At 61.9% G+C, this 12,417-nt stretch carries 14 protein-coding genes; 7 read left to right on the forward strand and 7 right to left on the reverse strand.

Annotated features, from left to right (window positions below; translation table 11 throughout):
- Window positions 1-14: 14 nt before the first annotated feature.
- Window positions 15-1,307 (reverse strand): extracellular solute-binding protein, encoded by a 1,293-nt coding sequence (locus ACZ5G6_RS23005; protein ID WP_498688437.1) that lies wholly within the window; start codon window positions 1,305-1,307, stop codon window positions 15-17.
- Window positions 1,308-1,658: 351 nt separating this feature from the next.
- Between ACZ5G6_RS23005 and ACZ5G6_RS23010 the strand changes: the two genes are divergently transcribed.
- The 3 genes from ACZ5G6_RS23010 to ACZ5G6_RS23020 are packed head-to-tail and all read left to right on the forward strand — an operon-like array spanning window position 1,659 to window position 4,826.
- Entirely contained in the window at window positions 1,659-2,030 is a 372-nt protein-coding gene (locus ACZ5G6_RS23010; RefSeq protein WP_498688440.1) for a metal-sensitive transcriptional regulator, read from the forward strand.
- A 49-nt stretch (window positions 2,031-2,079) separates the two neighbouring features.
- On the forward strand, window positions 2,080-2,313 hold the full coding sequence (locus ACZ5G6_RS23015) for a heavy-metal-associated domain-containing protein (protein ID WP_223935099.1): 234 nt from the start codon (window positions 2,080-2,082) through the stop codon (window positions 2,311-2,313).
- Between the two features lie 8 nt (window positions 2,314-2,321).
- Complete coding sequence (locus ACZ5G6_RS23020) at window positions 2,322-4,826, forward strand: heavy metal translocating P-type ATPase (RefSeq protein WP_498688443.1); 2,505 nt, start codon at window positions 2,322-2,324, stop codon at window positions 4,824-4,826.
- Between the two features lie 81 nt (window positions 4,827-4,907).
- Here the strand turns inward: ACZ5G6_RS23020 and ACZ5G6_RS23025 are convergent, their stop codons facing one another.
- Window positions 4,908-5,180 (reverse strand): DUF2277 domain-containing protein, encoded by a 273-nt coding sequence (locus ACZ5G6_RS23025; protein ID WP_498688446.1) that lies wholly within the window; start codon window positions 5,178-5,180, stop codon window positions 4,908-4,910.
- A gap of 158 nt (window positions 5,181-5,338) precedes the next feature.
- Between ACZ5G6_RS23025 and ACZ5G6_RS23030 the strand changes: the two genes are divergently transcribed.
- A complete protein-coding gene (locus tag ACZ5G6_RS23030) occupies window positions 5,339-5,602 on the forward strand; it encodes a WXG100 family type VII secretion target (protein ID WP_011776688.1) in 264 nt (87 codons plus the stop codon).
- A gap of 74 nt (window positions 5,603-5,676) precedes the next feature.
- On the opposite strand, the gene ACZ5G6_RS23035 is transcribed toward ACZ5G6_RS23030, so the two are convergent.
- Complete coding sequence (locus tag ACZ5G6_RS23035; RefSeq protein WP_223935101.1) at window positions 5,677-6,723, reverse strand: EamA family transporter; 1,047 nt, start codon at window positions 6,721-6,723, stop codon at window positions 5,677-5,679.
- Between the two features lie 71 nt (window positions 6,724-6,794).
- On the opposite strand from ACZ5G6_RS23035, the gene ACZ5G6_RS23040 reads away from it, so the two are divergent.
- Window positions 6,795-7,343 carry a CGNR zinc finger domain-containing protein gene (locus ACZ5G6_RS23040; protein WP_223935102.1) on the forward strand — a complete coding sequence of 183 codons (549 nt, stop codon included), beginning with the start codon at window positions 6,795-6,797 and terminating at the stop codon, window positions 7,341-7,343.
- A gap of 93 nt (window positions 7,344-7,436) precedes the next feature.
- Here the strand turns inward: ACZ5G6_RS23040 and ACZ5G6_RS23045 are convergent, their stop codons facing one another.
- The 3 genes from ACZ5G6_RS23045 to ACZ5G6_RS23055 all read right to left on the reverse strand — a co-directional run bounded on the left by ACZ5G6_RS23045 (window position 7,437) and on the right by ACZ5G6_RS23055 (window position 9,785).
- Complete coding sequence (locus ACZ5G6_RS23045) at window positions 7,437-7,790, reverse strand: hypothetical protein (protein WP_223935103.1); 354 nt, start codon at window positions 7,788-7,790, stop codon at window positions 7,437-7,439.
- A gap of 75 nt (window positions 7,791-7,865) precedes the next feature.
- Entirely contained in the window at window positions 7,866-8,435 is a 570-nt protein-coding gene (locus ACZ5G6_RS23050; RefSeq protein WP_498688451.1) for a DUF308 domain-containing protein, read from the reverse strand.
- A 9-nt stretch (window positions 8,436-8,444) separates the two neighbouring features.
- Entirely contained in the window at window positions 8,445-9,785 is a 1,341-nt protein-coding gene (locus ACZ5G6_RS23055) for an MATE family efflux transporter (RefSeq protein ID WP_223935105.1), read from the reverse strand.
- A gap of 42 nt (window positions 9,786-9,827) precedes the next feature.
- Here ACZ5G6_RS23055 and ACZ5G6_RS23060 point away from each other — a divergent pair, with 42 nt between their 5' ends.
- Window positions 9,828-10,412 carry an antibiotic biosynthesis monooxygenase gene (locus tag ACZ5G6_RS23060; protein ID WP_223935106.1) on the forward strand — a complete coding sequence of 195 codons (585 nt, stop codon included), beginning with the start codon at window positions 9,828-9,830 and terminating at the stop codon, window positions 10,410-10,412.
- A 40-nt stretch (window positions 10,413-10,452) separates the two neighbouring features.
- On the forward strand, window positions 10,453-10,887 hold the full coding sequence (locus tag ACZ5G6_RS23065) for a DoxX family protein (protein WP_498688456.1): 435 nt from the start codon (window positions 10,453-10,455) through the stop codon (window positions 10,885-10,887).
- Window positions 10,888-11,037: 150 nt separating this feature from the next.
- On the opposite strand, the gene aztD is transcribed toward ACZ5G6_RS23065, so the two are convergent.
- Window positions 11,038-12,348 (reverse strand): zinc metallochaperone AztD, encoded by a 1,311-nt coding sequence (gene aztD / locus ACZ5G6_RS23070; RefSeq protein WP_498688458.1) that lies wholly within the window; start codon window positions 12,346-12,348, stop codon window positions 11,038-11,040.
- Between the last annotated feature and the right edge of the window lie 69 nt (window positions 12,349-12,417).

Here is a 12,417-nt window from a genome sequence, read left to right on the forward strand (position 1 = left end):
CTTGTTGAACGGCATCACTTGGACCCGAATGCCTTGTTCATGGCGTCGGCGGCCTCGGTTGTTGCCGTGTTGACGTCAGCTTTGCCGGTAATGACCTTCTGGTACATCCCGGTGAAGACACCCTGCGCGTCGATGGTGGACCAGGTCTCGGTGACCGGGACAAACTTGGTGCCAGCGCGGAGGGTGTTGATGAACGGTTCAACCTGCTTGTTGTTGTCCGCCACGGACTGCTGGACGTCGGTGAAGGTGGGGAGGTTGCCCATGGAGTCAAACATCTTCTGCTGGTACTTCTTGCTGGCCAGGAGCTTCACGAAATCCACGGCCAATGTGCGGTGCTTGCTGCTGTTGAAGACGCCGAGGTTGTTGCCGCCCGCGAATGCCGGTGCGATGGAACCGGCGGTCTTGCCCGGAACCGGAACCACGGCGAATTTGTCTTTGATGGCGCTGGCAGCAACGGCCTTGTAGTTGAAGTCGCCGCCAATTGTCATGGCTGATTTGCCTGCAATGAACTGCTGGACACTGGCGTTGCCGCCGAACTCCGCGCAGGTCTGGGCAGGGCAGATGTCGTCCTTAAGGAGGCGCGTGTAGGCCGCGACGCCTTCGCGGGACTCTTTGGAGTCCAGACCGGAGACGAACTTTTCGCCGTCCTTGGTGGCGATGGTGCCACCGTTCGCCCAGAGGTAGGGCATGGCCGAGAACTGAGCGGCTCCGCCAACTGAGATGCCGAGCATGTCCGGGTTTGCTGCCCGGACAGCACGGGCCACAGTTTCAACGTCTGCGAGCGTCTTCGGGGCTTCCAAGCCGAGCTGCTGCAGGAGATCCGTGCGGTAGTAGAGGGCGCGGACACCGACGAACCAAGGCACCCCGTAGTTCTTGCCATCGACCTCTGTGGTGTCCAGGATTTTCCCGTCCAGGTCCTTGGACTCGTCCCAAGCATTGATGTCTTCAGTGACATCTGCCAAGCCGCCGGAAGCAACATAGCTGGCGAGGTCCGTGTTGCCGAATTCCGCCACGTCCGGGGCGCTGGAAGGATCGTTGAAGGCGGCCTTGAAGCGCTCCGCACGGCTGTCCACGGGAATGTACTGGACGTCGATCTTGGCACCACTGTGTGCTGCTTCGAATTCAGTGACAGCTTCCTTGACCACGGCCGACTTGGGGTCTTGGTTGACCTCGGAGAACAGCCAGACGCGGACCGTGCCGGTTTGTTCATCCGAGGTGGACGCTGCGTTGTTTGAGGTGGGCGGAGCGCATGCGGTGAGTGCGAGGGCTGCGATCGCTATTGCCGCGGCGGAGCGTGCGAGTTTCAAGTGTCCTCCATGGAGAGAAGTGGGATCCGCGGGCTTCCCCTCCGCGGCTATGAAACCAAACACTATGAAGACGCCCATGTGGGCGGAAGCACATTCCCCGAAAGGTTTGCATTGCAAAACAAGAAGGCCAATTTTTGCAACTTTGGTCTATACCTAATACCCGGAGGGGGTATCTTCGCGTCGAGTCCTTCCTGGTTCCGGGCGGCCACCTCATCAATCCAGCACATCCCGCAGTCCTGGAATTCGTCGACAGGATAGCTGCGACGCCAGGTTCGTGGACATAACTTCTTCTTCAGTGGATACCCCCAGGGGGTACTTGTTTTATACCCCTATGGGGTATATGTTGGCTTCATGACCAAAGCAGACCTGAGCTTCAACCACCCGAGCGCGGACCTTCCGGCCATCGAAGTCGACCTCGAGCACGCCGCGCCACACGGGTACACCAGCAACAAGGATGCATACCTGCGCCGCCTGAAACGCATCGAGGGGCAGGTCCGCGGTATCGCGCGGATGGTGGAAGAGGACAAGTACTGCATCGACATCCTCACCCAGGTCGCCGCTGCCACCAAGGCCCTGCACGCCGTCAGCCTGGGACTCGTTGAAGAGCACATCGGCCACTGCGTGGTTGGCGCCGCTTCCGAGCCCAATCCAGAAGCCCGCGCCGAACAGATCGACGCCAAAGTGAAGGAGGCCACCGATGCCATCGGGCGCCTGCTGCGGTAACTCCGCCAGCACACATCACACCATTCAACTCACCACCAAGGAGCGCATCATGAGCCAGACCATCCAGACAAACGTCAACGTTTCCGGCATGACCTGCGGCCACTGTGTTTCAAGCGTGAGCGAGGAACTCGAAGCTCTTAACGGCGTGGAAGACGTCTCCGTGGACCTCAACCCTGGCGGGCTTTCCACCGTAACCATCACATCCACCAGCGAGCTCTCGCCGTCAGAAATAGGTGAGGCAGTCGCAGAAGCCGGCTACTTGGTGGTAGCCAACGAAGCCTAGGAGTCCTCTTGAGTAACCAGGAGACCTTCAATCAACCCGAAACCCGGGTCATCGAACTGGACATTGAGGGCATGACCTGCGCCTCATGCGTCAACCGAGTTGAACGGAAGCTCGGCAAGCTTGAAGGTGTTGAAGCCAGCGTCAATCTCCCCTTGGAATCAGCCCACGTGACGGTCCCGGCCACAGTAACGGACCAGCAAATCGTGGACACCGTCAATGCCACGGGCTACAAAGCCACAGTCCGCCAAGCTCCGGCCCCCCACACCCGCCCCCGGCAGAGTGACACCGGGGACCACACCAACCACTCGGCCCACGAGGGCCACCAGAATACGTCCAGCCATTACGGCGGGATGGCGCCGGATCAGGCAACGCTGGCTGTGCATACCGGAACCGGGCATGACCACAGCGGAACCGCCCGAGGCATGCGGCAGCATGCGTCTAAGCGAGGCACGAGCGAGCATGCAGAGCATGGCGCCGGCGGTTCCGCGCCAGCCGAACACGCAGAGCATGGCGAACACAGCCACATGGATCACGGCCCCGCCGCCTCAACACTCCGCCCACGCCTGATCACGGCGGCGGTATTGACCGTGCCCGTCTTCGCGATTTCGATGGTTCCTGCCCTGCAGTTCACCAACTGGGGCTGGATTGTGGGTGCACTGGCACTGCCTGTGGTCAGCTGGGCTGCGTGGCCGTTCCACAGGGCTGCCGCTATCAACGCCCGGCATCTCGCATCCACCATGGACACCCTCGTTTCCATCGGGGTGATCGCGGCCTACCTTTACTCCGCGTGGCAGTTGTTCGCGGATCCCCGGATGACAGAGCATCCCGGCATGGAAATCATGTCCGGTGGTGGGCTGTATTTCGAGGTCGCCGCTGTTGTCACCACGTTCCTGCTTTTGGGCCGGTACCTGGAAGCAAATGCGAAGGCCAAGGCCGGCGACGCTTTGAAGGCCCTGCTGAATCTGGGCGCCAAGGATGCCACGATTTTGGTGGACGGCCGGGAACAGAAAATACCTGCTGAAGAACTCCTGGTAGATGACGTCATCGTGGTCCGCCCTGGTGAGAAGATCGCGACGGATGGTGTGGTGATTGACGGTGCCTCCGCCGTCGACGCCTCACTTGTTACGGGCGAATCGGTACCGGTCGAGGTCGGTCCGGGGAGCCCTGTCACTGGCGCGACCCTCAACACGTCCGGCCGCCTTCTGGTCCGCGCCACGAGGGTGGGTTCTGACACCACCCTCGCGCAGATGGGGCGTTTAGTCAGTCAGGCGCAGACTGGAAAGGCGCCGATCGCACGGCTGGCGGACAGGATAAGCGCAGTGTTCGTGCCGATCGTGCTGGTGCTTGCATTGGTGACCTTCATTCTGTGGCTATTCTTCTCGGGCGACCTCAACGCGGCGTTCACCGCTGCAGTTGCCGTCCTGGTGATCGCTTGCCCCTGCGCCTTGGGGCTCGCAACCCCCGTCGGACTGCTGACCGGAACGGGCCGAGGCGCTCAGTTGGGCATTCTCATCAAGGGCCCGCAGGTGCTTGAGGACACCCGCCACGTGGACACCATCCTGCTGGACAAGACCGGCACCGTGACCAGCGGGAAGCTGGCCGTGGACCATACGGTCGCCCTCAACGGACACTCTCGGGCAGCAGTCCTGACTCTTGCCGGTGCGGTCGAGTCAGCTTCGGAACACCCCATCGCCCATGCGATTGCCGAAGCAGCCAAGGAAGCAATGCCCGACGCCGGTGCTCTCCCTGGTGTGGATGGCTTCAGTTCCGCTCCTGGCGGGGGAGTCCGCGGAACCGTGGCGTTGAATGGCACCACAAAGACGGTTGTCGTTGGGCGCTCGGGCTGGCTTGAGAAGAACGGCATTGCCCTCGATTCCAGCCAGCGGGACGAACTCGCAGCCCAGGAGAACAGCGGTGCAACTGCAATTTGGGTGGCTGTGGACGGTCAAGCTGCGGGAATCATCAGCCTGAGCGATACCATCAAGCCCGGCTCCGCCGCTGCGATCCAGCGACTGAAGGATCTCGGTATCCGTCCGATGCTCTTGACGGGTGATAACGCCGCCGTGGCCGCCCAAGTAGCTGCCGCCGTCGGGATTTCCCATGACGACGTGTTCGCTGGGGTCCTGCCGGAAGGCAAAGTCGACGCTGTCCGGAAGCTCCAAGCTTCCGGCGCAACGGTGGCAATGGCCGGCGATGGAGTGAATGACGCCGCTGCCCTGGCCCAGTCTGATCTGGGAATCGCGATGGGATCCGGCACGGACGTTGCTATCGAAGCGTCTGACCTCACTGTGATGGGCAGCGACCTGGGCCAGCTCGTTCAGGCTATTGAGCTCTCCCGCAAGACGCTCTCCACCATCAAGACCAACCTGTTCTGGGCCTTCTTCTACAACGCGATCGGCATCCCAGTGGCAGCTCTCGGACTGCTCAATCCAATGATCGCGGGCGCAGCGATGGCGGCGAGTTCCGTGCTCGTTGTGGCAAACTCCCTGCGGCTCCGCTCGTTCGGGAAGTAACGCCAGCCACGCAGCAGCACATGACGTTCCAGGCTCTCATAACGTCATGTGCTGCTACGTACTTTGCGGACTTGGGCCGTGCTAGGCCGTTCCGAACCGGACAGCAGCCCGGGCCTTTGCCTTCGCGGCTTCCTCATCACGGTTCTTCGCCGGGGCATGGCTCACCAGCGAATCCAGCAAATGCTGAGTGATGTGGGCGATCTCGTGCACGGCCTCAGTGAAAGCTTCCTCGTTGGCCTTGGACGGTTTGGTGGAACCGCTGATCTTGCGCACGTATTGCAGCGCGGCAGCCTCCACTTCTGCCGACGTAGCGTGTGGTTCAAAGTTATGGAGAGTCCTGATATTCCGGCACATATCCCCATGCTAACTATGGGCAGCGCTGCATGGGGAGGGGTGCCCATCGACGCCTTTTGGAATCCCGCGATAGGTTTTAGCTATTGGATCTTCCGGATGAGCCGGAGGCCGCTGGGGATGCCGAAGAGCTCGGGTCCGAACAAATGAAGGAGAATCTCATGGCTATTTGGGGTGCAGATGTTGATCAGCTTCGTCAGCTCGGTAACAAGCTGAAGGCTGGTGCCGAGAACATCGAGCAGCAGCGTTCACAGCTGAAGGGCGCCCTTGACGGCACCGACTGGAAGGGCCCGGACGCTGACAAGTTCCGCGGCGAGTGGGACAGCCAGCACGCTTCCAACCTGAAGAAGGTAGCCGACGCCCTTCGCGAAGCCGGCGACCGCGCTCAGAAGAACGCTGAGCAGCAGCAGCAGGCTTCCAACTAAGACAGTTGGGAAAACCCCGGACGCAACGGCGTCCGGGGTTTTCGCTTCTTAAGACCGAAACTTGTAGCTGACCGTTAGTCCCGCGGGACCTTCGCGACGCGCCCCGACGGGACGGGCTCGACGTCGTTCGCGTGATCCAGGACGCGGGCCCGGGCAGCCTCCTCAGCGGTCCGGGCGGCCTTCCGGTCACCGCGCAATTCGTCCACGCGGACCAGGACCACACCGCCCACAATCAGAAGCCCACCCAGCAACTGGATGGTGCTCGGCAATTCTCCCAACAGCAGCCAAGCCCAGACCACGGCGAACAGGACTTCGGTCAGGGACACAAAAGACGCCACTTTGGACCCCAGGCTGCGCGCCGCCATGATGCCGGAGACGTAGGCGAGGACGGTCGCGAGAATAACGAGCCCCACGGCTGACACCCACCAAGGAATGGTCCAGGGGCCCAGCGCCGTATCAGCGGTGCTGAAAGTCATGGGGATCAATCCCACGGCACCCACCAGCCACATGACTAGCGCGCCCACCAGGAGTCCGCCCGAGGCAAGGACGAGAGGAGGAAGAGTGTCGTTCTCCTTGGCTGTGATGAAGAAGTAGATCACCAGGCAAACGGCGGCAGCCATGCCCCACAGAACCCCGATGAAGTCCACCTTCACAGCGCCGGTCAGGTCCAGGACAAGGACTAGTCCGCCCAACGAAAGCAATGCGCCGGCAGCTGTGAGGGCCCGGGGGCGGCGTCGGCTGGCGATCCAAAGCCACAGCACGATCATGACCGGAGCAAGGTATTCGAGCAGCAGCGCGACACCCACGGACAATCGGGCTACAGCGTTGAAGTAGAACAGCTGACAACCTGCGACTCCGATGAGCCCAAACAGCAGGATAGTCAGCCAGTTGTCCTTGAGCTGGTGCCAGCGGCCTCGAAGAACCACGACGCCGGGAATCGCCAGGATCAGCGCAGCACCGGTGAGTCGCACGGCAACAGCAGCGCCGGGTGACCAGCCTGTTTCCAGCATGGACTTGGCGAATGAGCCGGAGGTACCGAAAACCGCGGAGGAAAACAAAGCGATGCCGAGTCCTGAGGCCAGGAAACCTTTTGCATCAGCCTTCGCCTTTGTAGCTGACACAGCAGCCTCCTGTCAGGAGTAAAGTGGGCTTATGGTCATGACAGTACTCCCGAAACATGTAAGGAGTCAAAGTGCATTTTGCGCCTGACACCGAGATTGCACTTCGCAGCGTCGTCAATCTCATCAACACGGCAGCCAACGGCGAGGATTCCCTGGCTTCAGTTCAGGACCTCGACGCCTTTCTGGAGGCCGAAGAATTCTCCGGCTCGAGAACCCATGACGAAGCTGAATTGCGCAGCATCAAGCGGCTGCGCAGCGAACTGGCATCACTCTGGTCCGCCGATGAGGACACCGCCGCAAAGACCGTGAACAAACTCCTTATCGACGCCAAGGCACTCCCCCAACTCGTCAGGCACGACCACTGGGACTGGCATCTCCACGCCACTACACCCGAAGCACCCCTGGCCGACCGCATGGGCACAGAAGCTGCCATGGCAATCATTGACGTCATCCGCAGCCAGGAAATGGATCGCATGCGCGTTTGTGCCGCAGACGATTGCGACGCAGTGGTCCTTGACCTCAGCCGTAACCGGTCCAAGCTCTATTGCGACACAGGCAACTGCGCCAACCGCGCACACGTCGCAGCGTATCGGGCGCGGAAGGCGGCCGAGGGCGAGTAAATCTCTCCCCCCGGAAATGTAAGGTGGCGCTGCTGCTCCGCGCCGCTGCTGCCCCGCTCCACAAAAAAGCGCTCCCCCACCGTGGTGAGAAGGTTAGTGGCCGCCGTCGGGCGTTTCTGTCTCGTCAGGAGCGGAACCGGGAGCGGCGGAACCACCATGCCCGGGACGCTTTGAACTGAGGTTTACACCGGAGCCCTTGCCCAGGTGCTCGGCGTTTTCCTTGTGGCTCATGGAGAGCATCGCAGCCACCACAAGGCTCACGATGAACGCGATACCAGCGCCGGTGAAGGCGAGGTCGAACCGTGGAGCGCGTGCGCTGCCGCCCGAGGCGAAGATGAGCACGGCAACAAATGCCAGCACTGCGAAGAACGCGGAGAACATGAGGGGTCCCTTGACCGAGGTCCGCATCTTGCGCGGCTCTCCTGGTGTCTGGTCTGCCACGGTCATTCCTCCAATGATGGCGGGCCTGTTCGGCTCCCCGCCGGTCTGCAATAGTTCTACAACGAGTAGAACGTCCAGCTACTAGTTTACGGCCTCCGGGGAACCGCCCGGCGCAGTGGCCTGGTTGCCCGTGTGAGCATCGTGCCGGAGCGTCAGCCCGGAGAGAATCCACAGCACTCCGGAAAGGATCGCTCCGCCACCGGCAACGCCCAGAAGTGCGTGCGCCCCAAGCGAAATGAAGAACGGCAACGCCGCAGCAGTACCCACTGCGATTACACCGGAAATGAGCCAATCGCGGGTCAATGAGTCACGCGTCCGGAGGCCGTGCACCACTTCAAGAACGCCAAGTACCAGCAATGCTGCGGCCGCAGAAAGCGCGACGCCGGCATCGGACTGAGTGACCAATGCCCCCACACCGGCGATCGCGACAACCACCGGAACTGCCGCAGGCAAAACGCGCGAGACCCACAACGAACCCGCTGTTGCCAGCAGATACAAGCCAACAGCCCAAGCCAGCACCTGCACCGAAGGCGATCCCCAGAAGATCGTGACCAGGCCAAACACCAGCGCAACGGCTGCCCGGATCAGCACTGGTTTCCAGAGCTCGGCCATGGCGGGGGGTGTCTGGGAAGGAGTCGTGGGGAGAGTCACCCATCCAGTTTAGTGCGAACCAAGCACCACCCATTTATCCGTGCGCGCCCGCAGCCCCAAAGTGACACCGCGGGCCAGCATGTAGCCCAGCGCAAAAACGACCCACAGCCATACCAGCCCCGCCGCGCCGTCGGGCCTGGTCAGGTGGACGGCCGCCAACAGTGGCAAGTAGACCGCCAGATTTACGACGCCGGCAATCGCCAGATAGCGCGCGTCACCGGCGCCAATGAGGACGCCGTCCAGGACGAAGACGTAGCCAGCCAAGGGCTGTCCGACGGCGAGGACCCACAGGGCGACGGTCAAGGCCTCACGGACACCGGCGTCGGACGTGAAGAGGTAGCCGGCCCATGGAGCGGCAACGGCAAGCAGAACGCCGGTGATCACTCCGAACCCTAGGCCCCAGCGAATCATGGTTCGGGTCAGTTCCCGGACGCGGCCAGCATTTCTGGCGCCCAGTTCCTTGCCGATCAGGGCCTGCGCCGCGATGGCCAGGGCATCCAAAGCGAAGGCGAGGAACGAGAAAATGGTCATGGCCAACTGGTGGGCTGCGAGGTTCACGGCGCCTTGGGCGGTGACTACCAGGACTGTGGCGAGGATGGCGAGGCGGAGGCTAAGGGTACGCAGCATCAGCCACGACCCAACCTTGGTCATGGCTCGAATGCCATGCCAGTCGGGCTGGAGGGAAACTCCGTGCTGCCGGGCGTTCCGGCCAACCATCACCAGATACACGGCGGCCATGGCCCATTGGGCAATGCTCGTACCGATGGCCGAACCAGTAACGGAAAGATCCAATCCGTAGACGAGGAACCAGTTCAACGCGATGTTCAGCGCAAATCCGGCCGTGGCAACCACCAAGGGTGTCCGCGTGTCCTGAAGGCCGCGGAGCACGCCCGTCCCTGCGAAGATGAGCAACATCGCGGCCAGCCCGGGCATTGACCAGCGCAGGTAATCCACCGCGAACCCGCGAACCTCGCCAGTCGCGCCCATCAAGCCCACCAGGGGTTCGGCAGCGATAAAACCGACGACGGCGAGAAGCGCACCGAGGATCAGAGCCAGCCAAACGCCGTCGCGCCCTGCTGCCAAAGCCTTGCCGAGCTTGCCGTCGCCGATCGCCCGGGCGACGGCCGGCGTGGTCGAATATGCCAGGAAGACCATGAGTCCCACAGCGGTGTGCATAAGCGTGGATGCCAGCCCAACGCCGGCGAGCTGATCCACGCCAAGGTGACCCACGATGGCGGAGTCAGCGAGCAGGAACAGTGGCTCCGCTATGAGCGCGCCGAACGCGGGTACTGCCAGGCGCAGGATCTCGCGGGCATTGGAACGAGGGGTGATGGTTGTGGTTTGAGGCACTAAACAAGCCTAGTCCGCGTGGGGGCGGGTAAATTTGGGGCCGTGTCACACAAGCATCCCGTTACCGTTTCCGTAGCCCGCACCATCCTTCCGGGGTACATCCGGCAAGCAAATGCCTGGGCACACGCCGGCCAGGAATTGGCGCGCGAGTGGCCCGGATATCTCGGATCGGGATGGGTCCGGAGCGGGGCCGACTCGAACGAATGGCACATGCTGTACCGCTTCGCGGATGCTGAAACTTTGCATGGATGGGAGCAATCTGAGGAGCGGCGTTGGTGGATCGACAGCGCGCGGGAAATGATGGAGACCACGCGAGTTGAACGGCGTACTGGCATCGAGGGCTGGTTTTCACAGCCTGGCGATGCCTCCGTGGTTGTTCCCGAAACTGTTGTGCCACCGCGTTGGAAGCAGGCAATCAGCATCTTCCTACCGTTCTTCCCTCTTAGTCTGTTGGCCAATTTCCTGCTGCACCCTTTGACGCTGGGCTGGCCACTGGTGTTCCAAGTGCTGCTCAACATCGTCATCCTGACGCCGCTGATGACGTACATCTTCTTGCCGATCACGACTCGCCTCCTCCAGCCATGGCTGCAACGAAAACCACGTGGGATGAGTCACGGAACTTCTTAATTAGTTGACTCTTCAACTTATCTCCGGGAAGGTTGAAGACATGAACAAGTCCAGCTTGAGCACCACAGCCCTGACCGTCCTGCGCGTTATTGCAGGTTTTCTCTTCGCCGCGCACGGTTGGCAGAAGTTCAACGAATTCACCATCGCCGGCACCCAGGCGTCCTTCGCGCAGATGGGCGTGCCGGGCGCTTCCGCGGTAGCCCCGGTTGTTGCAACCCTTGAGCTTGTGGGCGGCATCGCTTTGATCCTCGGGCTCCTGACCCGGGTGTTCGCAGCCCTCCTCGCCGTCGATATGCTGGGTGCACTGTTCCTGGTTCACGCTCCGGCTGGCGTCTTCGTCGCCAACGGAGGATACGAACTGGTCCTCCTCTTCGCCGGCGCCGCCTTGGCCCTCGCACTGGCTGGAGCAGGCAAGATCTCCGCCGACAACGCCCTCTTCGGCCGCTCCGGCAGCAAGCTCCGCGTCCTCGCGTAGGCACGCCCCAACCCCCGACGTTCTCTCACATCCGAGCCCGAATAGCGGATCGCTCGCTCACTCTCGCGAAGAAAGTGAGCGAGCGTCGGCGTTTAAAGGTCACGATGTGAGAGAGCGTCGGCGTTTAAAGGTCACGACGTGAGAGAGCGTCTAGCCTTCGACGCCGGTCAGCTCGTTCGGGACGTGCTCAAGCTGCGCGGACTTCTTCACTTTGCCGGTTTTCAAGTCCACGGCGTGAATAGTGCGCGTCGCAGGTTCGGTAACGAACGCCGTCGAGCCTTGGACAAACAGCGTGGGGCGCGGGTCCTGCCAGGTGGTGGACTCTTCCCAGGCGGCAACTACCGGGATCGTCGAGGTCACTGAACCGGAAACCGGGTCGATAACACGCATGGAACCATCGGTTCCGAGCACCAGCGCTTCGCCCTCCGGGCCGCGGCCCAGCGAGCGGAACGAGTAGCTGGTTCCAATATCCACAAGCTGAAGGGTTGCGGTCTCAGTGTTAACCAACGAGATGCGGGTTGGCCGTTCGAGTTCGACCGCCTCGTCCACCTTGTAATCCCCCAGGATCACCGGCGACTTCTCGGAACCCGCCTGGTTGCCCATACGTCCGTAAGCATCCGGACTGGCGACCTTCGTAATCACGCCATCCTTGTAGATCAGCATGCCGTTGTCGCATCCGACCACCACAGCTTCACCAGCAGCAACGGCCTCGCCATGGACGCCGGGGCAGTCCTCGTTGCGGACGATTTCCTTGCGCTCCTGCCCCTTACCAGCTGAGAGCACTGCAATTCCGGAACGACTTTCCGCGTTGCCGAGGGTCACCAACAGCTTGCCGTCTTCGAGTTCGACGGCGACACCGTGGTGCGCTTCCGGCGTCGTATAGACGTCGGTTGCGGGCAGGGCACCATCCTCGATCGAGGCGTCCAACGAGGATGATTTGAAGCTCTCAACCTTGCCCGATCCGTCAGAGAACAGGACGGTCCTGCCTGCGTGACGAACCACATGCCCAGCCTTGTCCGCTTCAAACGCCAGCTCGGTCAGCTTGGGTTCGGCGACGTAGTGATGGCTGTGGTCGCCGTGCGGCTCAGTCCAGGCACCTGCGTCGAACAGGCGGAACGAGTCTCCCGTGGACACCAGCACGTGGCGCCCGTCGCCGGCCGGATTCAGTCGATTGAACCCGGACAATTCCGCGCCACCAACGGCCTTGAGGGTTGTTACATCCAGAACTCCAATGCCGGCGTCGTGCGTGTAAACGAGCCGCGGAGTCGGCGCGCCAGCCTCCTTGGGGCTGGGCTTTTCGCTGCTTGAAGCGGACGGCTCGGCGGCACCGGCTGGACCACCAGGAGTTCCGCAAGCGGTCAACAGAAGGGCGGAAAGCCCGACGGCGGCAAGCGGCTTTGCGGGGAACCGACGTCTCGGGGTGGTTGGGGCGGGGGAAATATGGGTGGAATGATGAGGCATGGGTTAAATGATATTGATTCTCATTTATGTATCAAGTCGATACCCGCATGCGTCGCCGCCGGTCTGTCC

Source organism: Arthrobacter sp. TmtSoilC51 (genome assembly GCF_055388015.1).